Genomic DNA, 21,509 nt, shown 5'->3' with positions numbered 1-21,509 from the left:
ACATGGGCTCCCTAGTGTGTGAACCAAACAGTTCGGACCCCTATTTAAGGAACGCTCATGGAAATCGTCATGGAAAAGCCCGCCACCTTGGGCGCACCTGTTGCCGCCACACCGACTGCCGCAGCCCTGGCCGTAGCGCCAGCCGCAGCGCCGGCCGCAGCGCAGTGGGTCCGGGTATGTCGACTCGATGATTTGGCCGATTCCTGGGGCGAGGCGGCGTTGGTCAAGGGGCAGCAACTGGCCCTGTTCCGGGTGGGGCGGGGGGACGTCTTTGCCGTGGCCCAGGCCGATCCGAGTACCCGCGCTCACGTCATGTCCCGCGGAATGGTGGGCACGCGGGGCCGCACCCACACCATCGCCTCCCCGCTGCACAAGGAGGTCTACTCCTTGGCCACGGGGGAGTGTTTTGGGCGCCCCGAACTGCACCTGGGCACGTATCCCGTGCGGGTGGTGGATGGCGTGGTTGAGGTTTCGGTGTAGAGCGGTTCCAGCCCCAACTCGAATCTTTTGGGCAGCTGATGCGGGTGCTTCTGCCAAACACCCGCATCAGGTGTCCAAACGATGCGTGAGTCAGCGCCACACCCGCATCAGGTGTCCAAACGATGGGTGAGTCAGTGCCACACCCGCATCAGGTGTCCAAACGATGGGTGAGTCAGCGCCATACCCGCATCAGGTGTCCAAACGATGCGTGAGTCAGCGCCATACCCGCATCAGGGATCGGTTTAGAGCGGTTCCAGCCCCAGCGAGGCCTTGACGTCCTGCACCACGGCGGCCAGCGCGCGTTCTGCTTCCTGCTGAGCTGCCGGAAGTTGCTCCCGCCCGGCCACGGGCACGATGACCTCCAGGTAGCACTTGAGCTTAGGCTCGGTGCCGCTGGGCCGGACGATGACCCGGGTGCCGTTCTCGCTCAGGTAACTCACGCCGTCGGTCGCGGGAAGTTGGGGTGTGCCCACCGAGAGGTCGGTGAACTGGGCAATGGCCGAGCCGTCAAAGCTGGCCGGCGGCTGGGCCCGGAGCCTGGCCATCATGCTCTCAATCTCGGCCGGATCCTCCACCCGGATGCTGATCTGGTTGCTGGCGTGCAGGCCGTGGGCCAGGGCCAGATCATCCAGCACGTCTTGGAGCGTCCTGCCAACAGCCTTGAGGCCGGCAGCCATCTCCGCCACGAGCAGCCCGGCGGAGATGCCGTCCTTGTCACGCACCACTTCCGGGGCCACACAGTAGCCCAGGGCTTCCTCATAGCCATAGCTCAGGCCCGGCACCCGGGAAATCCACTTGAATCCGGTCAAGGTCTGAACGTGCTCAAAGCCGGCCGCGGCCGCAATCCTGGCCAGGAGCCGTGAAGAAACAATGGAGTTCGCAAACACGGGTTTTGCCGCACCTGTGCCCTCGTCGCCAGCGGTTCCCGTGCTGCCCACGTGGCCGCCGCGGGCCACCACATGGGCGCCCAGCAGTGCGCCCACCTGGTCGCCGTGCAACTGACGCCACTGCCCGCTCGCCGGGTCCTTGACCCCCACGGAAACCCTGTCGGCGTCGGGATCGTTGGCCAGCACCACATCAGCACGCACCTTTTCCGCCAGCGCAAAAGCCAAATCCATGGCTCCCGGCTCCTCCGGATTGGGGAAGGAGACGGTGGGGAAAACGGGGTCGGGTGCGGATTGTTCATCCACGGCATGGATGTCCGTGAAGCCGGCACCGCGCAGCACCGCCAGTGCCGTCTCATGCCCCACCCCGTGCAGGGAGGTGTGCACAATGCGCAGTTCACGGTGCGGGAACGCGTCACGGTCGGTAAAGTCGGTGATGGTGTGCTGGTAGTTTTCCAGAAGCTCCGGAGCCACCACGTTCCAGCCGCTTTCGGCCAACGCAATGGCCGAGGTGTCACCCATCTCCGCCGTGTTGGACACCGCGTCGATGTGCGCTGCGATCTGGGCATCGTGGGGAGCCACAATCTGGACGCCGCGAGCCTCCGGGGCCACCGCCCGGCCGCCCAGGTAAACCTTGTAGCCATTGTCCGCAGGCGGGTTGTGACTGGCCGTGACCATCACGCCGGCCTCGCACTCCAGTGCCCGCACGGCATAGGCCAGGACGGGTGTGGGCAGGGCGGCGGGCAGCAGGAACGTTTCGATGCCGGCGGCCGCAAAGATGGCCGCCGTCTCCTGGGCAAAGACTGCTGAGTTGTAGCGGGCATCAAAGCCCACAACAGCCCTGGGCTGGTAGGCGGTTGGCTGGTGCGCGGGCTGGGCGGCGGGCTCGCCCGCGGGGGAGGTTCCGGCGTCGTCCGTCTGATCCTGGGACGTCTGGGACGGCTGGGACTCCGGGGACAATTCAGCCAGGGCCAGCAGGTGGGCCGCCACCCCGGCAGCGGCGCGGCGCACCACAATCCGGTTCATCCGGTTCGGGCCCGGATCCATGGCCGCACGCAGCCCGGCCGTGCCGAACGCCAGGTTGCCGGTGAAGCTGTCCGTCAGTTCCGGGGACCCCTCAGCGACCCAGCTGCGCAGCTGGGCCGCCGTGGCGGGGTCGGGATCGTGGCTGGCCCACTGCAGCGCAGCGGCCTTCAGGGCCTCGGTCTCGAGTGCGGCTTTGGACGTCGAGGTGGTCTCATCTACATGTCTCACCCCATAAATGTAGCCGCACTCCTTGAAGATGGCGCTACAGTTTGGCGATAATATCTGCCAGCAGGGCCGAAATTCGGGGACCGGCAGCCGCGCCGGCCTCGATAACTTCCGCGTGGCTCAAGGGAATGGGGCTGATCCCGGCCGCCAGATTAGTCACCAAGGAGATGCCAAACACTTCCATGCCCGCTGCGCGCGCGGCGATGGCCTCCAACGCGGTGGACATGCCCACCAGATCGGCACCAATGCGCTTGGCGTACTGGACCTCGGCGGGGGTTTCATAGTGCGGGCCCGTGAACTGTGCGTACACGCCCTCCGCCAGCGACGGGTCCACCTCGCGGGCCAGTGTACGCAGGCGGGTGGAGTAGAGGTCCGTCAGGTCCACAAATGTGGCGCCTTCCAGCGGGGAGGAGGCCGTGAGGTTGATGTGGTCGCTGATGAGCACGGGGGTGCCGGGCGTCCAGTCCTCGTTGAGCCCGCCGCAACCGTTGGTCAGCACCAGGGTGGTGGCGCCGCAGGCAGCTGCCGTCCGCACGCCATGGACCACGGCGCGCACGCCCTTGCCCTCATAGAAGTGGGTCCTGGCGCCCAGCACCAGGACGTTTTTGCCGCCGGGTGTGCGGATGGAGGTCAGGGTGGCCACATGGCCCACCACGGCGGGCGCCGAGAAGCCGGGCACCTCTGCGGCGTCCACGGTGGCCGTCACCTCGCCGATGAGGCCTGCCGCCTCACCCCAGCCGGAACCGAGTACTACGGCAATGTCGTGGTGGGTTACGCCCGTGTGTTCGGCAATATATGCTGCGGCCTCGCGGGCCAGTTCGGTAGGATCTGTGTCCGCCGGAAAAAGTTGATTAGTCACGGAACCAACATACCGGCACCTCGTGCCTGCGTACACAGGCTCGAATAACTTGGTGCATAGCGCAAGCTAGGGAAGAATGAACAATTGTGACGAGCCAACAAGATGTCTTTCAGCCCTTTGCCCTTCCCAGCCTAGCCATCCTCGGTGGTGGACCCGGCGGTTATGAAGCCGCCATGGTGGCCGCCTCGATGGGTGCATCCGTGACCATTGTGGAGCGCGCCGGATTGGGTGGCGCGGCAGTGCTCACCGATGTGGTCCCGTCCAAATCCCTGATCGCGGTGGCCGAGGCCATGAATCGCAGCGTTGACTCCACCGAGCTCGGTGTGAGCTTCGAAACACCTGAGGGCAACCCCAAGACGGTCATGCGTGCAGACCTCAAGCACATTAACGAACGCGTCATGCGCCTGGCCCGGGAACAGTCTGCGGACATTCGCGCCGGGCTCGAGGCCGTGGGGGTGAAGATTGTGATTGGCACCGGCCGGCTGCTGGACAACCGGACCATTGAAGTGGACCGCGGCGAGTCCAAGGAAATCATCAAGGCCGACGCCATCCTGGTCTCCGTGGGTGCCCATCCGCGCGAACTTGCCACGGCCCAGCCCGACGGCGAACGCATCCTGAACTGGACCCAGATCTACGATCTTGACGAGCTTCCCGAGGAGCTCATTGTGGTGGGCTCCGGCGTCACAGGCGCCGAATTTGCCTCCGCCTTCAACGGCCTGGGCTCCAAGGTCACCCTGATTTCCAGCCGTGAGCAGGTGTTGCCGGGTGAGGATTCGGACGCCGCCGCCGTGCTGGAGGATGTTTTTGCCCGGCGCGGTCTGCGTGTGCTGTCCAAGTCCCGTGCCGAGGCTGTGGAACGCACGGCCGACGGCGTAGTTGTCACCTTGGGCGATGGCACCAAGGTCACCGGATCGCACTGCCTGGTCTGCGTGGGTTCCATCCCGAACACCACCGACATTGGTTTGGAGGCGGCCGGGGTTGAAGTCACCGCCAGCGGCCACATCAAGGTGGACGGTGTTTCCCGCACCAGCGCGCCCAACGTTTACGCGGCCGGCGACTGCACGGGTGTGTTTGCCCTGGCCTCGGTTGCTGCCATGCAGGGCCGCATCGCCGTGGCCCACCTGGGCGGCGACGGAGTGCGCCCGCTGAAGCTGACCCAGGTTTCCTCCAACATTTTCACCTCCCCCGAGATTGCCTCGGTGGGTGTTTCGGAAGCCGATTTGGCCTCCGGCAAGTACCAGGGCGACGTCATCAAGCTGTCCCTGCACACCAACGCCCGGGCCAAGATGCGCGGCGTCAACGACGGATTCATCAAGATCATTGCGCGCAAGGGCTCCGGAACAGTCATTGGTGGTGTTGTGGTGGGTGCCGGCGCGTGTGAGCTGATCTTCCCGATCGCCTTGGCCGTCACGCAAAAGCTACACGTGGACGACGTCGCCAACACCTTCACCGTGTACCCGTCCCTTTCGGGTTCCATCGCCGAAGCGGCCCGCCGCCTCCACACCCACATGTAACACCCACCCCTTCAATCTGACCCGCAGAAAACGCCGAAAAATCGCGATTTTGATCGATTTTTCGCCGTTTTCTGCGGGCTAGTTGGTTTTAGGCGGGGGCGAAGTGCTTCTCGATCAGTTCCTTCAGATCCCCGTGGCAGCCGCCGCACCCGGTGCCCGCCCTGGTCTGCGCTGAAATTTCTGCAACCGTTGAACAACCGCCGGTGACAGCAGCCGTAATGGTTTCCTCCGCAACCCCGGCGCAGCGGCACACCGTCCGGGCCGGATCCGCCTTGGCTGCCACGTCCCTGTCGGGTCCATCCAGGCGCAGCAGCGCGGACCTGTCCGCCGGAAGTTCGGCGCCGCGTTCAAAGAGCAGTGTGAGCTCGGCACCCGTGCGGGGCATGCCCACGCTGATGAAGCCGGCCAGCACGCCATTGCGTGTGCTCATTTTGACGTACTTGCCGTGTTCGGGGTCCGCCCACTGGCTCACGGACAGGCCCGGGGCGGCATCGAACGGCCCTGCCTGCACGTCCCCCGCGGCGGCAACGTCCACGCCCCGGGCCTTGAGCATCATGACAGGGGCGCGCTCGGGCGCCAGCGGCACTGCCAGGGATCCCAGCAAGAATTCCGCGAGCCATTCGGCCTGCCGCCAACCGGGGCCAATCAGTCCCAGCGGGCCGCTGCCGGCCGCACACTCGGCACAGCCGGAGTCCAGGCAGCGGATCTGCGCGCAGTCGCCCATGGCAAAGACGTGGGGATCGTGCAGGGCAGCCAGCCCGTGATCCACCAGGATGCCGCGGTCCGTGGCCAGTCCGGCCCCGGCCGCCACCTCTACGCGAGGCCGCACGCCACAGGAGAGCACCAGCAGATCACCCTCCACGCGAGCGCCACTTTCCTGCAGCAGGGCAGAGAACCCAGGTTCGCCGTCGGGCCTCAGCTCCACACCGACGGAGCGGGCGTTGGAGACGACGGTGACGCCACTGGCACGCAGCGCGGCGGCCAGGGTGTGGCCGGCGCCGGCGTCGATGCTCCGGGCCAGCGTGTGCGGGCCGTGGTGGACCACAGTGACACTGGCGCCCTCATCCTGCGCGGCCAGCGCCGCCTCCAGGCCCAGGATGCCGCCGCCCAGCACCACCACTTTTGCCTTGCGTTCGACGGCGTTGCGCAGCTGTGCGGCGTCGGCAAGATCGCGCAGCGCCGTGACGCCACGGGGCAGCGGCACCCGGGCGGCCGGGTCCGGGTTGAGGCCGTGCAGGGTTGGCACCACGGGACGCGCACCGGTGGCGAAGACCAGTTTGTTGTAGTGCAGGGAGGTGCCGTCCGCCAGCAGCACGTGCTGACGGGCCCGGTCCAGGCGCAGCACCCGCGTGCCCAGGTGGACGTTGACGCCCGCAGCGATGAGTTCCGCGGCGTCGGACAGCGCAATGGCTGCCGCGGTGGTGCGCCCCACGCCAAGATCGGCCACCATCACGCGGTTGTAGGCGGCGGTGGGTTCCTCGCCGATGACTGTGAGCGCCACGGCACCGCTGCGGACGGCGGGGAGTAGCTGGTCCGTGAACCTGGCGGCAACAGGCCCATAGCCCACAACAACTATGTGCAGGGGTGTGTTTGTCATGGCTCCTCCTTCAGGGGTGCTTCAGTTTTGCGGCAGCGCGGGGACGGTGGCCAGTGCCGTGACGGTGACGGCGCTGGCTTTGAACTCCGGCATACCCGAGATGGGGTCGGTGGCTTGGCTGGTCAACAAGTTCGCGTTCTCCGCCTGGGCAAAATGGAACGGCAGGAAGACGGTGTCGGAGCGGATGGCCGTGCTGATCTTGGCCGCGCACCGCACCGTGCCGCGGGCGTTGGCCACGGTGACCTGTGCGCCGTCGGAAATCCCACGGGACGCCGCAGCCAGCGGATGGATCAGCAACTCGGCACGGGGCACGGCACCGGCCAGCGCCTCCACCCGGCGGGTCTGGGCGCCGGACTGGTAGTGCTCCAGCAGCCGCCCCGTGACTAGGGCCAGGGTTGCGCCGGCGAAGAGCGGGTCCCGTGCCGGGTTCGCGGCGGGGGTGACGGGCGTGAACACGGCGCGGCCGTCCGGGTGGGCAAAAGCGTCCAGGAAGAGCCGGGGCGTGCCGTGGCTGCCGACCGGGTAGGGCCAGTAGGCCGCCGCGCCCGAATCCAATAGCGGGTAGTCGATGCCCGAGTAGTCGGCCAAGCCGCCGGCGGAGGCCGCCCGCAACTCCGTGAAGACGGTTTCGGGATCGGCGCTGAAGGTGGACGGGGCCTGGAGCCTGCAGGCCAGTTCCGCCATGATCCACAGCTCCGAGCGAGCGCCCAGCGGGGGTGTGATGGCGGCCCGACGCCGCAGCACCCGGCCCTCCAAATTGGTGATGGTGCCCTCCTCCTCGGCCCATTGCAGGACCGGCAGCACCAAATCAGCCTCCTGTGCCGTCTCCGACATGAAGAAATCACACACCACCAGGAAATCCAGCGCCCGCAGCCCATTGAGCACCTGCCCGGCGTTGGGCGCCGACACCGCCACATTGGCCCCATGGATGAAGAAGGTGCGCACCCCGTTCGGCTTGCCCAGGGACGCCAGAAGTTCGACGGCGGGAAGTCCCGGCCCGGGGATCAGCGCCGGATCCACGCCCCACACCGTCGCCACATGTTCCCGGGCTGCCGGATCGGTGATCTTGCGGTAGCCGGGCAGTTGGTCGGCTTTTTGGCCATGCTCCCGGCCGCCTTGGCCATTGCCCTGGCCCGTCAGCGTGCCGTAACCGCTGTTTGCGGAGCCGGGCAGGCCCAGCAGCAGCGCCAGGTTGATGGCGGCGGTGGCTGTGTCCGTGCCGTCAACATGCTGTTCCACGCCGCGGCCGGTCAGGATGTAGCTGCCGCCGTTGCATGCCCCTTGTGCCAACAGCCTGACGGTCTCACGCAGCAGGTGCACGGGAACGCCGGTGATGGATTGGACCCTTTCCGGCCACCACGGGGCTACACTGCGGGCCACCGCCTGGTAGCCCGCGGTCCGTTGGGTGATGAAGCCGCTGTTGGCGTGGCCTTCATGAATGGCGATGTGGCTCAGTCCCAGCAACAGCACCAGGTCCGTGGCCGGGACGGGCGCCAGGTGCAGGCCGGCGCCGTCGGCCGTGAAATCCGCTGTGGCCGTGCGCCGGGGGTCCACCACTATCAAGCCGCCGGCGGCCCGGGCACCCGCCAGGTGCTGGACGAACGGGGGCATGGTCTCGGCAACGTTGGAGCCCAGCAGCAGCACGGCATCTGCGCTGTCCAGGTCCTCCACCGGGAACGGCAGGCCCCTGTCCACGCCGAAGGCCCGGTTGCCGGCGGCCGCAGCGGAGGACATGCAGAACCGCCCGTTGTAGTCGATTCTTGAGGTGCCCAGGGCCAGCCGGGCAAACTTGCCCAACTGGTACGCCTTCTCATTGGTCAGCCCGCCGCCGCCAAACACACCCACAGCATCCGGTCCGTGCTGCGCGCGGGTCTTTTGCACCTGCTCCGCGATGAGGTTCAGGGCCAGGGTCCACGGGACCGGGCGGTGAACGCCGTCGGGGCCGCGGAGCAGGGGAGTGGTGACCCGTTCCGGGTGGCCCAGCAAAGCTGCCGACGTCCAGCCCTTGCGGCACAGCCCGCCCCGGTTGGTGGGGAACTCACGGCCGGCGATGACGGGCTCCGCGGCTGTCGCCGTGGCTGGTGGCCCCGCCGCTTTGCCTGGCACCGCCGCTTTGCCTGGCCCCGCCGGCGTCACCGTCATGGCGCATTGGAGGGCGCAATACGGACAGTGCGTGTCCGTGGCTTGCGCCGGCGCCGTCACTAGACACTTCCAAGGTGGGCGGCGGAGGACGGGCGCAGGTACACGGCCCAGGTCACCGCCATGAGGATCAGGTAGCCGGCCACGAAGGCCAGGAAGGCGTTCTCGTAGCCGCCCGTGGCTTGGCGTGAGGCGTTCAGGACTTGCGGGACCAGGAATCCGCCGTAGGCACCAATCGCCGAGATGATGCCCAGCGCGGCCGAAGCCTTGCGTGCGGCACTGACGTGGCCGCCGTCGACCGTCTTGGAACGCAGCGCGAAGACCATGGGGATCATGCGGTAGGTGGAGCCGTTTCCGGCGCCTGCCGCGGCGAACAGCACCAGGAACAGGACCAGGAACAGCGGGAAACTTCCCAGCGGGAGCGTGAGGAGTTGCGCCAGGGCCGTCAGGGACAGGACGCCGAAGCAGGCCACCGTGACCCGGGCGCCGCCCCACCTGTCGGCAAGTTTCCCGCCGAAGGGCCGGGCCAGCGAGCCCACCAGGGCGCCCAGGAAGGCCAGCGAGATGATGGCCGGGCCAATGGCGATGCCCACGCCGGGGCCGAAGGAATCCACAATCAGTTTCGGGAAAACGGCTGCGAAGCCAATGAACGAGCCGAACGTGCCGATGTACAGCAGCGCCAGGATCAACAGGTGCGGCTCGCGCAGGGACGCCAGCGAGCCGGCAATGTCTGATTTGGCGCTGGCCAGGTTGTCCATGTACTTCCAGGCGCCCCACGCGGCGATGAGAATGAACGGCACCCACATGAGCCCTGCCAGCGGCAGTCCCAGGGTGCCGGCGGCGAGGAACGTGACGGCCAGGGGGACCATGAACTGTGCGACGGCGGCGCCCAGGTTTCCGCCCGCGGCGTTCAGTCCCAGCGCCCAGCCCTTTTCGCGGGCCGGGAAGAAGTAGGTGATGTTAGCCATCGAGGAGGCGAAGTTGCCCCCGCCCAGCCCGGCCAGTGCGGCGACCGCCAGCATGGTGCCGAACGGCGTGGTGGGATCGCTGATGCACCAGGCCATGCCCAGGGTGGGAATCAGCAGGAGCAGGGCCGAGATGATGGTCCAGTTGCGTCCACCAAATTTGGCCACCATGAAGGTGTACGGGATGCGCAGCGTGGCCCCCACCAGGGACGGAATGGAGATGAGCCAGAACAGTTCGGCAGAGCTAAAGGTGAATCCGGCGGCTGGTAGGAAAACCACCACAATGGACCACAGCTGCCACACCACGAAGCCTAAGAACTCGCAGGCGATGGACCACCAGAGATTGCGCTTGGCGATGGCCCGCCCCACGCTGTCCCATTGGGCGGTGTCCTCGGCATCCCAGCCGTGCAGCCAGCGGCCCGGTTTGTGTGTCAGGGCCGCTCCGGCGGTTCCGGTGCTGGCTCCGGCGTGGACTTGTGAGCCGTTCATGTTCTCTACAGTCATGGCGTGCCTCCCTCGTGGCTTTGTTGTGCGATCAACGCTGTGGGTACAACGCTGTGGTCAACCCCCTGAGCACAACGTTAGGGAGACGGCGTTTCCGGGGCCGTCACGGGGTGTGAAATCGTTGTGACATTTCCCTATCCACGCCCGGCCCCGCCTTGTTAGGCAGCATCTGGGATTTTTTCTAATGTCCATATCGTGGCGATGACTGTCCAATGGGTGGACACTGCCTATAGTGTTGACGGTCGCACAAAGTATCGCCAACGCCTTGTAGCGGTTTACAAACCACTGACAAGGCCCTAGAGAAAGCCAAACCATGAGCACTCCCCAAAAAGCGGAGACAGTGGAGATTCCACAAGCCAACAGCCGAGGACGCGTCATTGTGGCCAGCCTCATTGGCACCACAGTTGAGTTCTACGACTTCTACGTTTATGCCACGGCGGCCGTCCTGGTCTTCCCGGCCCTGTTCTTCCCCACCGCCGACGCAGCCACAGCGCTGCTGAGCTCCTTCGCCATTTTTGGTGTGGCGTTCGTGGCCCGTCCGCTGGGATCCATTGTATTTGGCCACTTCGGTGACAAGTTTGGCCGCAAGGGCACACTGGTGGCGTCCCTGCTGACCATGGGTATTGCCACCTTCCTCATTGGCTGCCTGCCTACGGCATCGGTGCCGGGTTGGGCCTTCTGGGCACCCGCACTATTGGTGGTCATGCGCTTCATGCAGGGCCTGGCACTGGGCGGCGAGTGGAGTGGTGCAGCACTGCTGGCAACCGAAAACGCCCCGGCAGGCAAGCGCGCCATCTACGGCACGTTCCCGCAGCTGGGCGCACCCATTGGCTTCATTCTGGCCAACGGCATCTTCCTGGCCCTGAGCCTTGGCCTGACCACTGAGCAGTTCACCTCCTGGGGCTGGCGCATTCCGTTCCTGCTCAGCGCCGTCATGGTCATCATTGGCCTGTACGTCCGCCTGAAGCTGGTTGAAACCCCCGCCTTCCAGAACGTGATCGACGCCGGTGAAGTGTCCAAACTGCCTGTGGGCCGGGTCTTCAAGACCAGCTGGCGCCCCCTGATCGTGGGCACCTTCGTCATGCTCGCCACCTACGTGTTGTTCTACCTCATGACAACCTTCACGCTTTCCTACGGCACAGCCCCGGCAACCCTTGAGGCCGCCAAGGCCAAGGCCCAGGCAGCCGGCAAGCCCATGAGCGCCGACGCCATCGCCGCCTGGGTTCCCGGACTGGGCTACACCCGCAACGAGTTCCTGGTGATGCTGATCATCGGTGTGGTGTTCTTCGGCATCTTCACCCTTGTCTCAGGCCCGCTGGCGGAGAAGTTTGGCCGCCGCAAGACCCTGCTCTGGGTCACCGGAGGCATCCTGGTGTTCGGCCTGACCTTTGTGCCGCTGTTCGGCGCAGGCATGGTGGGTGTCATGGCCCTGCTGATCATCGGCTTCACCCTGATGGGCCTCACCTTTGGACCCATGGGCGCCCTGCTGCCTGAACTGTTCCCCACCAATGTGCGGTACACGGGATCGGCCATCAGCTACAACATGGCCAGCATCCTCGGTGCCGCCGTGGCACCGTTCATCGCCGTGGCCCTGTGGCAGTCCGCTGGTGGCAGCCCGGTCCTGGTGGGCGTGTACCTCTCCGCCATGGCAGTGCTGACCTTGATTGCGCTGTTCATCATGAAGGAAACCCGCGACCTGGATTACACCACCAACGTCAGCTGACCCCTTAAATAACTGTGTCGCAGTTGTTGGACGTGGAAAGCGCTTTCGGGCGTTTTTTCGTCCAACAACTGCGACACAGATGTTTAATGCGGTGGGGACTAGTCCTCGATGGTTGCCAAGACTGCGCCTGCGGCGACGGTGTCGCCCGCTGCTGCGCTGAGCCCGGTCACGGTACCCGCCTTGTGCGCCGTGAGAGGCTGTTCCATCTTCATGGCTTCCAGCACCACAATGAGATCGCCCTCGGCCACAACGTCCCCGTCGGCCACGGCCACCTTGACGATGGTGCCCTGCATGGGAGAGGTCAGGGCGTTGCCATTGGCGGCCACGGGGCCGGCGCTGCGGTTGCGGCCAGCCTTCTTGGCCTTCTTGGCGCCACCGCCATTGGAAACACTGCCCACTGCGAACTGCGCCGGCAACGTCACTTCAAGCCGTTTGCCACCCACCTCGACGGTAACGCTTTGGCGAGTTCCGGCGTCGTCCGCGGCACCTCCAACACCGGTGAGGTCGAAGGCGGGAATGGTGTTGTTGAACTCGGTCTCGATCCAGCGCGTGTGCGTGGTGAACGCGGCACCGTTGGCCGGGGCGAAGGCGGGGTCAACCACTACTGCGCGGTGGAACGGCAGCACGGTGGGCAGGCCGCCGATCTGCATTTCCGCGAGTGCGCGGCTGGAACGCTGCAGCGCCTGCTCACGGGTGGCGCCGGTGACAATGAGCTTGGCCAGCATGGAATCGAAGTTGCCGCCGATGACCTCCCCGGCGGTGATGCCGGAATCGACGCGGACGCCGGGGCCGGTGGGCAGGTTCATGGTGGTCACGGTGCCGGGGGCCGGCATGAAGCCGCGGCCCGGGTCTTCGCCGTTGATGCGGAACTCGAAGGAGTGGCCGCGGATTTCGGGGTCACCGTAGCCGAGTTCCTCGCCGCGGGCAATGCGGAACTGCTCGCGCACCAGGTCAATGCCGGTGACCTCTTCAGAGATGGTGTGCTCCACCTGCAGGCGCGTGTTGACCTCCAGGAAGGAGATGGTGCCGTCGGTGCCCACGAGGAATTCGCAGGTGCCGGCGCCAACGTAACTGGCTTCCTTCATGATGGCCTTGGAGGCCTCGTACAAGCGCTTGTTCTGGTCATCGGTCAGGAACGGTGCGGGGGCTTCCTCCACCAGTTTCTGGTTGCGGCGCTGCAGGGAGCAATCCCTGGTGGAGACGACGACGACGTTGCCCGCCGCATCTGCCAGGCACTGGGTTTCCACGTGGCGGGGAGCGTCCAGGAAGCGTTCCACGAAGCACTCGCCGCGGCCAAAGGCTGCAACGGCTTCGCGGACTGCCGATTCGTACAGTTCAGGGATTTCTTCGCGGGTCCGGACAACTTTAATGCCGCGTCCGCCGCCGCCGTAGGCTGCCTTGATGGCCAGAGGCAGGCCGAATTCGTCGGCGAAGTCCAGGACTTCCTGCGTGGAGGCAACCGGGTTCTTGGTTCCAGGCACCAGGGGTGCGCCAACCTTTTCGGCAATGTGGCGGGCTTGGACCTTGTCACCCAGCGCGGCGATGGCTGCGGGGGAGGGGCCAATCCAAATCAGCCCGGCGTCGATAACCTTCTGGGCGAAGTCGGCGTTTTCGGCGAGGAAGCCGTAGCCGGGGTGGACGGAGTCGGCGCCCGAGCGCTGTGCGGCGTCGAGAATCTTCTCCATGACCAGGTAGGAGTCTGCCGCCGTGGACCCGCCCAGGGCGAAGGCCTCATCGGCCATGCGCACGTGCAGTGCTTCCCGGTCCGGCTCAGCGTAGACGGCAACGGAGGTGATGCCCTCGTCGCGTGCCGCCCGAATGATGCGGACGGCAATTTCACCGCGGTTGGCGATCAGGACTTTGCTCAGCTTTTGCGCACTGGCGGACTGTGAAATGCTCACACGAGACTCCTTCTATTCTTCACAGAGCCTAGCGTGACTATGTGGATTTTACTCACTCATCATGCTTATTATGCGTGTGCATGACAGTTCTTTTGTGGAGAACCTACAAAAATGCTCAATTGTGTCGCAGCTGTGCCTGCGGGCCGGGTGGCGATACCCGCCGGCGATCAGGCGCAGGGTGGCCATGTGGTGTTCCCACGCCTGATGCCCCTCCGGGGTGAGTTTGACGGAGGTGCGGGGAAACTTGCCCACGAAGGCCTTCCTGATCTCAATGAATCCGGCCTTTTCAAGGGTTGAAAGCTGCTTGCTGAGCACGGAATCGCTGACTTGGATGGTGTTGCGCAGGTCCTTGAAATCCATGGTTTCGGTCTTGGCCAGGGCCGCGGCGATGGAGAATCTGACGGGCTGGTGCAGTACCCCGCTGTACCTCGCTGAGCTCGTGGCGCGGGTGCTGGACTGGTTCTTCCCGTGACCCTGCTCCTTCCGGCTGGCCCGGCTGGCCTGGCTGGCCTGGCTGGCCGCTCATGCGCGCAACTCGCGGAATGCTGCCGCAACGGCCACGGCGGCCAGGACCACGTAGGCGATGAGTGAAATGCCAACGCTTGGTGAATCCGGACTTGGTGGTGCGCTGCATGAAAGTCCAGGTGAGCGCCGTGACAGCGGCCCACGCGCCAACGCTCACGGCCAGCAGCGGGGCGCCGTAGCCGGTGTGGGCCACTATCTGGACACCAATCATGAGCATGGATCCAAGGATTGCCAGCGAGTTGAACACCATGGCAGTGGGCCAGCCCGCAGCGCTCGTTGCCGTGGAGCCGATGCCCTCGGCCTTGGCGAGGAGTTCGCGGGCCTCATCGGCCGAGGGGGAGCTGTGGTGCTGGTTCATGAGATTGCCCTTCGCTGGTGTCTCAACAATGTCGTGACACCAGTGCATGAAAGTACTTTCTAGACAATCTCTGAAGGTATGCGTGGAACTGACTGTGGGTTTTGCGCATGAACGCTCATGCGCAGAACTCGCGGCGGGTTCCACGCATACGTTCACTGTGTGCCGGCCGCCTAGGCCCACAGCTCCGTGATGGAGACGCCCGTCTTAGCCAGCAGGCGACGCAGCGTGGAAATGGACAGCCCAACCACCGTGTGCGGGTCGCCGTCAACGCCGCTGATGAAGGCCCCGGCCAGTCCGTCAATCGTGAACCCGCCGGCCACCTGCAGGGGTTCGCCAGTGGCAACATAGGCGAGAATCTCGGCGTCGGACACGTCCTCAAAGTGGACCACGGCGCTGTTGATCTCACCGTGGGCAACTGATGTGCCGTCGGAAACGTTGATGAGCCAGTGCCCGGTGTGGAGCACCCCCGACTTGCCCCGCATGAGCTGCCAGCGTTCACGGGCGACGTCGGGCTCCCAGGGTTTGCCGTACGGCTCGCCGTCGAACTCAAAGACCGAATCACAGCCGATGACCAACGCCTGGGATTCGCCTGCAGCCACGGCTTCGGCCTTGGCGCGGGCCAGTAGCAGCGCAGTTTCGGCAGGCGTCAGCGGCCCGGCGGCTCCGCTGACGGCGTCCTCGTCCACGTCCGAGACGAGGATGCGGTGGCCAATTCCGGCGTCGTTGAGTAGCTTGGCGCGGGAGGGGGAGGCGGAGGCGAGGATCAGGCGTTCAGTCATGATCCAAGCCTAAACGCTGGCCGAGGACGCCTCGCCCGGGCCCCTTTCTGGCGCTAGCCTTGGAGGCATGCGTACAACGTTTGAGGAGCTCGTGGCCGAAGCGAATTCCGTGTCAGTCGATGGTTGGGATTTCTCCTGGCTCGACGGGCGCGCGCTGGAGGAGCGGCCGCCGTGGGGCTATCAGCGCGTCATGGCGGAGCGGATGGCCGCCGCCACGGCATCGCTTGACCTGCAGACCGGCGGCGGAGAAGTCCTGGCCGGGGCTGGTGTGGTGCCACCGCTGGCCGTGGCTACAGAAGGCTGGCCGCCCAATCTGCCCGTGGCCACCGCCCGGCTTCATCCGCTGGGCGTGGTGGTGGTGTCCGACAACGACGAGCCACCACTACCCTTTGCGGACAACGCCTTTGACCTGGTCACCAGCCGCCACCCCGTCAAGGCCTGGTGGTCCGAAATCCACCGGGTGCTGACACCGGGCGGTACTTATGTGTCGCAGCAGGTGGGGCCGGCCAGCGGTTTTGAGTTGGGGGAATTCTTCCTGGGTGCCCAGCCGGAACCCGTGCGCCGAGGCAGGCACTGGGACGACGCCGTCGCGGCCGCCACGGCAGCCGGGCTGGACGTGGTGGGCCTGCAGACGGCTGCGCTGCGCACGGAGTTTTACGACATCGGCGCCGTCGTCTATTTCCTGCGCAAAGTCATCTGGATGGTCCCCGGCTTCACCGTTGAGGCGCACCAGGACAAGTTGCGCGAGCTGCACGCCATCATCGAGCGCGACGGCAAGTTCAGCGCCACCACCACCCGCTTCCTGATCGAGGCGCGCAAACCCTAACTACGGCTGGCGGGTACGAAGCCCTCCACCAGCCGGGAGCGAATCAGGAAACGTTTGCCCTCCGGCGCCTCGACGGAGAATCCGCTGCCCCGGCCGGCCACCACATCCACCGTCAAATGGGTGTGCGACCAATAGTTGAACTGTTCCTTCGACATCCAAAACTCCAGCGGCCCGCACCCAGGGAGCTCAAAGAGGCCCAGCAGGATGTCCGCCTCCGCCGTGATGAACTCGCCCGCCGGGTAGCACATGGGGGAGGAGCCGTCACAGCAGCCGCCGGACTGGTGGAACATGAGCGGGCCGTGGGTGCCCCAGAGTTTTTGCAGCAGTTCCACGGCCGTGCCACTCAGGGCAACCCGGGAATGGGTCTCGCCCGGGATGGTGACGGCGGCATCCAGCACTTCATCGGTGGCGTCCATGGAACTGCTCCTTTGTTCAGTTGGCGTCTATTTCCAAGTACGACGGCGGGAGGTCACCCTTCGTTGGGAAGGTGACCTGCCGCCGTCGAACGGGGGAAGGTGCGATACGGTTCCGGAAAAACCAGCCATTGCTGCGATAGCGTGGGCTAAAAACACACCATTGCTGCGATAGCGTTCCCGGGGGGAATTAGTAGGCGATGACCACGCGGCCGTCGATGGCCCCGGCCTTCATCTCCGTAAGGACCTCGTTGATCTCGCCCAGGCTGCGCGTGGAGACGGTGGGGTGGATCAGGCCGCGGGCGTAGAAGTCGATGGCCTCGGTCATGTCCTGGCGCGTGCCCACGATGGAGCCGCGGATGGTCAGGCCCTTGAGTACCACCTCGAAGATGGGGGCCGGGAAATCGCCCGGCGGCAGGCCGTTGAAGACGATGGTGCCGCCGCGGCGGGTCATGCCGATGGCCTGGCCAAACGCTGCCGGGTGGACTGCGGTGACGAGCACGCCGTGGACGCCGCCGGTCTGGGCCTGAATGGCCTCCACCGGGTCCTCATCCCGGGCGTTGACGGTGATTTCGGCGCCGTGCTTGCGGGCCAGGGCCAGCTTGTCCTCGGCAATGTCCACGGCGGCAACGCGCAAGCCCATGGCCACGGCGTACTGGACGGCGATGTGCCCCAGGCCGCCAATGCCGGAGATGACAACCCACTGGCCCGGGCGGGCCTCGGTCATTTTCAGGCCCTTGTAGACAGTGACGCCGGCACAGAGCACTGGGGCGATCTCCACGGGGTCGGCGCCTTCGGGGATGCGCGGGGCAAACTCGGCATCGACCAGCATGTACTCGCCAAAGGAACCATCCACGCTGTAGCCGCCGTTTTGCTGGGACTCGCACAGGGTCTCCCAACCGGTGCGGCAGAATTCACAGTCCCCGCACGCGCTCCACAGCCAGGCGTTGCCCACGCGGTCGCCGACGGACAGTGAGGTGACGCCAGGGCCCAGGGCAACCACTTCACCCACGCCTTCGTGGCCGGGCACGAACGGCGGGCTGGGCTTGACGGGCCAGTCGCCCTCGGCGGCGTGCAAGTCCGTGTGGCAGACGCCGCTGGCCATCAACTTCACCAGGGCCTGGCCCGGCCCGGGGGTGGGCAGCGGGTATTCCTCAACACTGAGGGGTGCGCCGAATTCCTTGACAACTGCTGCATGCATGGTGCTCATGGGGTTCTCCTTCGAACGTGGTGATGACGGGCGTGCGCCGGGTACCTGGGGCAGGTGCCCGGCGTCGTGCGTGAATACTGCGAGAGGGATACTCGGAATCCAGCCATTGCTGCGATAGCGTGCCCAAAAAACACGCCATTGCTGCGACAGCGTCGGTGTCTAGAAGAAGCCGAGCTTGTCCTCGCTGTAGCTGACCAGCAGGTTCTTGGTCTGCTGGTAGTGATCCAGCATCATGGCGTGGTTCTCGCGGCCGATCCCGGAGGACTTGTAGCCGCCAAACGCAGCACCCGCGGGGTAGGCGTGGTAGTTGTTGACCCACACGCGCCCGGCCTGGATTTCGCGGCCCGCCCGGTAGGCCACATTGCCGTTGCGGGACCAGACGCCGGCACCCAGGCCGTAGAGGGTGTCGTTGGCAATGTGCAGCGCGTCGGCGTAGTCGTCGAACTTGGTCACTGCCAGCACCGGGCCAAAGATTTCCTCCTGGAAGATGCGCATGTCATTGGTGCCCTCAAAGATGGTGGGCTTGACGTAGTAGCCGCCGGCCAGATCCCCGGGCAGGATGTTGCGCTCGCCGCCGGTAAGCAACTTGGCGCCCTCCTGCTTGCCGATGTCCATGTAGGAGAGGATCTTTTCCATCTGGTCATTGGAGGCCTGCGCCCCAATCTGGGTGTCGGTGTCCAGCGGGTTGCCCTGGATGATGGCTTCGGTGCGGGCCACGGCGTCGGCCATGAACGCCTCGTACATGGAGGCCTGGACCAGCGCGCGCGACGGGCAGGTGCACACCTCGCCCTGGTTGAAGGCGTAGAGCGTGAAGCCTTCGAGCGCCTTGTCATAGAACGCATCGTTCTTCGCCATGACGTCCTCGAAGAAGATGTTGGGGCTCTTGCCGCCCAGCTCCAGCGTGACGGGGATCAGGTTTTGGGACGCGTACTGGCTGATGAGCCGGCCTGTGGTGGTCTCTCCGGTGAACGCGATCTTGCGAATCCGCTTGCTGGAGGCGAGCGGCTTGCCGGCCTCCACGCCGAAGCCGTTGACCACGTTGATGACGCCCGCGGGCAGAATGTCCGACAGCAGTTCCATGAGGACCAGGATGGAGGCGGGTGTCTGTTCCGCGGGTTTTAGTACGACGGCGTTTCCCGCGGCGAGTGCCGGCGCCAGCTTCCACACGGCCATGAGGATGGGGAAGTTCCAGGGGATGATCTGGCCCACCACACCGAGCGGCTCGTGGAAGTGGTACGCCGTGGTGTTGTCATCGAGCTGCGTCAGGCGGCCCTCCTGGGCACGGACCACTGAGGCGAAGTAGCGGAAGTGATCGGCCGCGAGCGGGATGTCGGCGTTGAGGGTTTCGCGCACGGCCTTGCCGTTGTCCCAGGACTCGGCGACGGCCAGGAGCTCAACGTTTTCATCAATCCGGTCTGCCACCTTGTTCAGGACGGCTGCGCGTTCGGCGGCCGATGTCTGCCCCCAGCTCGGGGCCACCTTGTGGGCTGCGTCCAGGGCAAGCTCAATGTCCTCGGCCGTGCCGCGGGCCACCTCGCAGAACACCTTGCCGGTGACGGGGGTGATGTTTTCAAAGTACTGACCCTTGACGGGGGCAACCCATTCGCCGCCGATCCAGTTTTCGTACCGGTCCTTGAAGGTGACCTTTGAGCCTGGCGCACCGGGCTGTGCATAAACAGTCATTGTCTAAACTCCTCTGCGTGGGGGACGTCGGTGTCCTTGCCCAGAAGCGTACGTGGCGCCACGTTGCAAACACGTTGCAAGCTCTGGCAGGTCCTAGGCTGGGGGTATGGGGAATGAGACTTTGATACTGCTGCTAGGGTCCGTGGCGGCCACGGCCGTGATTTTGCTGGCCGGCTGTGTGCTGTTGACGAAGATGGCTAGTGTGCGCACGTGGCGCATGTACCTGGCCGTGGTTCCCGTGGCCACGGCACTCATGCTGTGGGCCAGCCTCAAGCTCTGGTCACTGTGGGAATTGAGCCGGGAGCCGTGGAATGACGGCGGTGTCCGGGCTGATGAGATTGAATTCGCCGCATCCTTCCAGGCGAACGCACCGCTGCTGTGCACAGGGGTGCTTTTTGTGGGCGGCCTATTGCTGGGCCTGCTGGGGTGGGCTGCCGCGAAGGACCGGGCGGCGCAGCTACAACCCGCCACCCCATCAAACTGATACGTAAATAGGGGGAGTTGGCGTGGCGCATAGCAAAAGTCGGCGCTGGCCGAATTGAGTGCATGCGCCACCCTCGTTCTCAGCGCCACCCACCAACTGGCCCGCAGAAAAAGGAAAAAATCACGGGAAAACGGTGTGTTTTTGCTGTTTTCTGCGGGCCAGTTGGAAAAGTGGGCTAGGTTTCCAGGGTCTGAAGGTGGGCCACCACCGCGGATCGCTTGGGTGAGCGAGGCGGCAGGAGGCGCAGGGCTGTGCGCCAGGCGTCGACGTCGTCCGCTGCCTCGGGAAGCTGCAGGTAGGTGAGCAGAACGTCGGGGCTGGCGTCGTTGAGGATGGCTTCACGAAGCTGGATGGCCAGCCGGGTGCGCAGGCCCTCGATCTCAGGCGCCGCCGAGCGAGGCATGACCTCGCCGCGGTAAATGTTCAGCGCCAGTCGGTGCGCACCACGGTCCAGGTAGCTGTGCACTTGTTCGGCATCCACTACCAGCGTCCGGGGCAGGCGGTACGGGCGCGATTCCGGCACAAGGGTGGGGGCCTCCGCCGCCAGCAGCTTACGCAGGCGCACCATCTCGGCCCGAATGCTGGTCAGCGACGTGCCCTCCGGATAGACCTTGTCCGAGAGCACTTCAGCGGTGAGGCCCGCGGGATGCAGGGCCAGCACGGCCAGGATTTCGGTGTGCCGTTCGCTGAGTGTCAAGGCCTGCCCTGAGACGTGCAACAGGCCCTGGTCCCGGCCCAGGATCTGCAGGCTGTCCCGATATAGCGGCTTGTTGGAACTGCTGAAGGGTGCCGCGCGCTGCACCCGCTGTTCCAGGCGCTCGATGCGCAGCTGCGCCTGTGCCGCGGCCACGGTTGCCTCCACGAGGGACAGCGTATTGGCGCCCACGGCGTCGGGCCCCCCAGTAATGTCAACAATCCCCAAAATGGCGCCCGAATCCGGGTCGTGGACCGGAACGGCCGTGCAACTCCAGGAGTGGACGGCGGGGTTGAAGTGTTCCTGACCAACAATCTGCACGCTCCGGCCCAGTACCAAGGCCGTGCCCGGGGCGCTGGTGCCCACAACGGTTTCAGACCAGTCGGCGCCCATGGCGAAGTTGATGTTTTCGCCATGGCGGCGGGCTGAGGGGTCGCCCTCCACCCATAGCAGGCGGCCATGCTCATCACCCACGGCGACCAGCAGGCCGGTGTCATGGCTGGGTTGGACAAGCAATTTGGTGATGACGGGCATGATGGCTGCCAGCGGGTGGTCGCGCCGGAACGCGGCAAGCTCCCGGCTCTCCCACACCACCGGGGGCGTGAGGCCTGCGGGTGTGTTCAGGGCATCCATGGAGCGCTGCCACGACTCGCGCACCAAGGGCCGCAAGGCTGGCAGATCGGCAAGTAGGGGGTGTGTCGTGGGCATCAACTCTCCAAA

General features: G+C 65.5%; 18 protein-coding genes. 6 read left to right on the top strand and 12 right to left on the bottom strand.

Features of this window, described 5'->3' with window-relative positions:
- Positions 1–57: 57 nt before the first annotated feature.
- Positions 58–480 carry a nitrite reductase small subunit NirD gene (gene nirD / locus ACX80Q_RS06160; RefSeq protein WP_459329646.1) on the top strand — a complete coding sequence of 141 codons (423 nt, stop codon included), beginning with the start codon at positions 58–60 and terminating at the stop codon, positions 478–480.
- A 242-nt stretch (positions 481–722) separates the two neighbouring features.
- On the opposite strand, the gene ACX80Q_RS06155 is transcribed toward nirD, so the two are convergent.
- Together ACX80Q_RS06155 and ACX80Q_RS06150 are read right to left on the bottom strand one after the other, a co-directional pair.
- Positions 723–2,618 carry a phospho-sugar mutase gene (locus tag ACX80Q_RS06155; RefSeq protein WP_459329645.1) on the bottom strand — a complete coding sequence of 632 codons (1,896 nt, stop codon included), beginning with the start codon at positions 2,616–2,618 and terminating at the stop codon, positions 723–725.
- A 34-nt stretch (positions 2,619–2,652) separates the two neighbouring features.
- The gene (locus ACX80Q_RS06150; protein WP_459329644.1) at positions 2,653–3,474 is read right to left on the bottom strand and encodes a purine-nucleoside phosphorylase; all 822 of its coding nucleotides are present in this window, start codon (positions 3,472–3,474) and stop codon (positions 2,653–2,655) included.
- Positions 3,475–3,560: 86 nt separating this feature from the next.
- Here ACX80Q_RS06150 and ACX80Q_RS06145 point away from each other — a divergent pair, with 86 nt between their 5' ends.
- The gene (locus tag ACX80Q_RS06145) at positions 3,561–4,988 is read left to right on the top strand and encodes an NAD(P)H-quinone dehydrogenase (protein ID WP_459329643.1); all 1,428 of its coding nucleotides are present in this window, start codon (positions 3,561–3,563) and stop codon (positions 4,986–4,988) included.
- Positions 4,989–5,076: 88 nt separating this feature from the next.
- Here ACX80Q_RS06145 and ACX80Q_RS06140 read toward each other — a convergent pair whose 3' ends face one another.
- From ACX80Q_RS06140 to ACX80Q_RS06130, 3 genes are read right to left on the bottom strand one after another with little or no spacing between them, the layout of a single operon-like run.
- Positions 5,077–6,585, bottom strand: a complete 1,509-nt coding sequence (locus ACX80Q_RS06140) for an FAD-dependent oxidoreductase (protein WP_459329642.1) — start codon at positions 6,583–6,585, stop codon at positions 5,077–5,079.
- 21 nt (positions 6,586–6,606) lie between these two features.
- The gene (locus ACX80Q_RS06135; RefSeq protein WP_459329641.1) at positions 6,607–8,787 is read right to left on the bottom strand and encodes a molybdopterin oxidoreductase family protein; all 2,181 of its coding nucleotides are present in this window, start codon (positions 8,785–8,787) and stop codon (positions 6,607–6,609) included.
- Positions 8,787–10,193 (bottom strand): MFS transporter, encoded by a 1,407-nt coding sequence (locus ACX80Q_RS06130; protein WP_459329640.1) that lies wholly within the window; start codon positions 10,191–10,193, stop codon positions 8,787–8,789. The genes ACX80Q_RS06135 and ACX80Q_RS06130 overlap by 1 nt, the downstream gene beginning before the upstream one ends.
- Positions 10,194–10,506: 313 nt before the next feature.
- On the opposite strand from ACX80Q_RS06130, the gene ACX80Q_RS06125 reads away from it, so the two are divergent.
- Positions 10,507–11,916, top strand: a complete 1,410-nt coding sequence (locus tag ACX80Q_RS06125; protein WP_459329639.1) for an MFS transporter — start codon at positions 10,507–10,509, stop codon at positions 11,914–11,916.
- Between the two features lie 98 nt (positions 11,917–12,014).
- Here the strand turns inward: ACX80Q_RS06125 and ACX80Q_RS06120 are convergent, their stop codons facing one another.
- A complete protein-coding gene (locus ACX80Q_RS06120) occupies positions 12,015–13,817 on the bottom strand; it encodes an acetyl/propionyl/methylcrotonyl-CoA carboxylase subunit alpha (RefSeq protein WP_459329638.1) in 1,803 nt (600 codons plus the stop codon).
- A 48-nt stretch (positions 13,818–13,865) separates the two neighbouring features.
- Positions 13,866–14,177, bottom strand: a complete 312-nt coding sequence (locus ACX80Q_RS06115) for a winged helix-turn-helix domain-containing protein (RefSeq protein WP_459329637.1) — start codon at positions 14,175–14,177, stop codon at positions 13,866–13,868.
- A gap of 374 nt (positions 14,178–14,551) precedes the next feature.
- On the opposite strand from ACX80Q_RS06115, the gene ACX80Q_RS06110 reads away from it, so the two are divergent.
- On the top strand, positions 14,552–14,737 hold the full coding sequence (locus ACX80Q_RS06110; protein WP_459329636.1) for a hypothetical protein: 186 nt from the start codon (positions 14,552–14,554) through the stop codon (positions 14,735–14,737).
- 133 nt (positions 14,738–14,870) lie between these two features.
- Here ACX80Q_RS06110 and ACX80Q_RS06105 read toward each other — a convergent pair whose 3' ends face one another.
- Positions 14,871–15,479 (bottom strand): Maf family protein, encoded by a 609-nt coding sequence (locus ACX80Q_RS06105; RefSeq protein ID WP_459329635.1) that lies wholly within the window; start codon positions 15,477–15,479, stop codon positions 14,871–14,873.
- Between the two features lie 67 nt (positions 15,480–15,546).
- Between ACX80Q_RS06105 and ACX80Q_RS06100 the strand changes: the two genes are divergently transcribed.
- Positions 15,547–16,305, top strand: coding sequence for a class I SAM-dependent methyltransferase (locus ACX80Q_RS06100; RefSeq protein ID WP_459329634.1), 759 nt, complete (start codon positions 15,547–15,549; stop codon positions 16,303–16,305).
- Here ACX80Q_RS06100 and ACX80Q_RS06095 read toward each other — a convergent pair.
- From ACX80Q_RS06095 to exaC, 3 genes are all read right to left on the bottom strand, one after another.
- Entirely contained in the window at positions 16,302–16,721 is a 420-nt protein-coding gene (locus ACX80Q_RS06095; RefSeq protein WP_459329633.1) for a DUF779 domain-containing protein, read from the bottom strand. The two genes, ACX80Q_RS06100 and ACX80Q_RS06095, sit on opposite strands and share 4 nt — an antisense overlap.
- Positions 16,722–16,908: 187 nt before the next feature.
- Positions 16,909–17,919 carry an alcohol dehydrogenase AdhP gene (gene adhP / locus ACX80Q_RS06090; protein WP_459329672.1) on the bottom strand — a complete coding sequence of 337 codons (1,011 nt, stop codon included), beginning with the start codon at positions 17,917–17,919 and terminating at the stop codon, positions 16,909–16,911.
- A 168-nt stretch (positions 17,920–18,087) separates the two neighbouring features.
- Entirely contained in the window at positions 18,088–19,611 is a 1,524-nt protein-coding gene (exaC, locus tag ACX80Q_RS06085; RefSeq protein ID WP_459329632.1) for an acetaldehyde dehydrogenase ExaC, read from the bottom strand.
- A 106-nt stretch (positions 19,612–19,717) separates the two neighbouring features.
- Between exaC and ACX80Q_RS06080 the strand changes: the two genes are divergently transcribed.
- Positions 19,718–20,095 carry a hypothetical protein gene (locus tag ACX80Q_RS06080; protein ID WP_459329631.1) on the top strand — a complete coding sequence of 126 codons (378 nt, stop codon included), beginning with the start codon at positions 19,718–19,720 and terminating at the stop codon, positions 20,093–20,095.
- Between the two features lie 175 nt (positions 20,096–20,270).
- Here the strand turns inward: ACX80Q_RS06080 and ACX80Q_RS06075 are convergent, their stop codons facing one another.
- Complete coding sequence (locus ACX80Q_RS06075; RefSeq protein WP_459329630.1) at positions 20,271–21,497, bottom strand: sigma-54-dependent transcriptional regulator family protein; 1,227 nt, start codon at positions 21,495–21,497, stop codon at positions 20,271–20,273.
- Between the last annotated feature and the right edge of the window lie 12 nt (positions 21,498–21,509).

The organism is Arthrobacter sp. HLT1-20, from assembly GCF_054510895.1.
This window is presented reverse-complemented; position numbering and strand designations above follow the sequence as displayed.

Coding starts and splice junctions, on each gene's coding strand:
- ACX80Q_RS06095 (WP_459329633.1), bottom strand. CDS start 16,721: ATGGACGCCACCGATGAAGTGCTGGATGCCGCCGTCACCATCCCGGGC.
- ACX80Q_RS06110 (WP_459329636.1), top strand. CDS start 14,552: ATGAGCATGGATCCAAGGATTGCCAGCGAGTTGAACACCATGGCAGTG.
- ACX80Q_RS06105 (WP_459329635.1), bottom strand. CDS start 15,479: ATGACTGAACGCCTGATCCTCGCCTCCGCCTCCCCCTCCCGCGCCAAG.
- ACX80Q_RS06075 (WP_459329630.1), bottom strand. CDS start 21,497: ATGCCCACGACACACCCCCTACTTGCCGATCTGCCAGCCTTGCGGCCC.
- ACX80Q_RS06115 (WP_459329637.1), bottom strand. CDS start 14,177: ATGGATTTCAAGGACCTGCGCAACACCATCCAAGTCAGCGATTCCGTG.
- adhP (WP_459329672.1), bottom strand. CDS start 17,919: ATGCATGCAGCAGTTGTCAAGGAATTCGGCGCACCCCTCAGTGTTGAG.
- ACX80Q_RS06100 (WP_459329634.1), top strand. CDS start 15,547: ATGCGTACAACGTTTGAGGAGCTCGTGGCCGAAGCGAATTCCGTGTCA.
- ACX80Q_RS06130 (WP_459329640.1), bottom strand. CDS start 10,193: ATGACTGTAGAGAACATGAACGGCTCACAAGTCCACGCCGGAGCCAGC.
- ACX80Q_RS06080 (WP_459329631.1), top strand. CDS start 19,718: ATGGGGAATGAGACTTTGATACTGCTGCTAGGGTCCGTGGCGGCCACG.
- exaC (WP_459329632.1), bottom strand. CDS start 19,611: ATGACTGTTTATGCACAGCCCGGTGCGCCAGGCTCAAAGGTCACCTTC.
- nirD (WP_459329646.1), top strand. CDS start 58: ATGGAAATCGTCATGGAAAAGCCCGCCACCTTGGGCGCACCTGTTGCC.
- ACX80Q_RS06140 (WP_459329642.1), bottom strand. CDS start 6,585: ATGACAAACACACCCCTGCACATAGTTGTTGTGGGCTATGGGCCTGTT.
- ACX80Q_RS06125 (WP_459329639.1), top strand. CDS start 10,507: ATGAGCACTCCCCAAAAAGCGGAGACAGTGGAGATTCCACAAGCCAAC.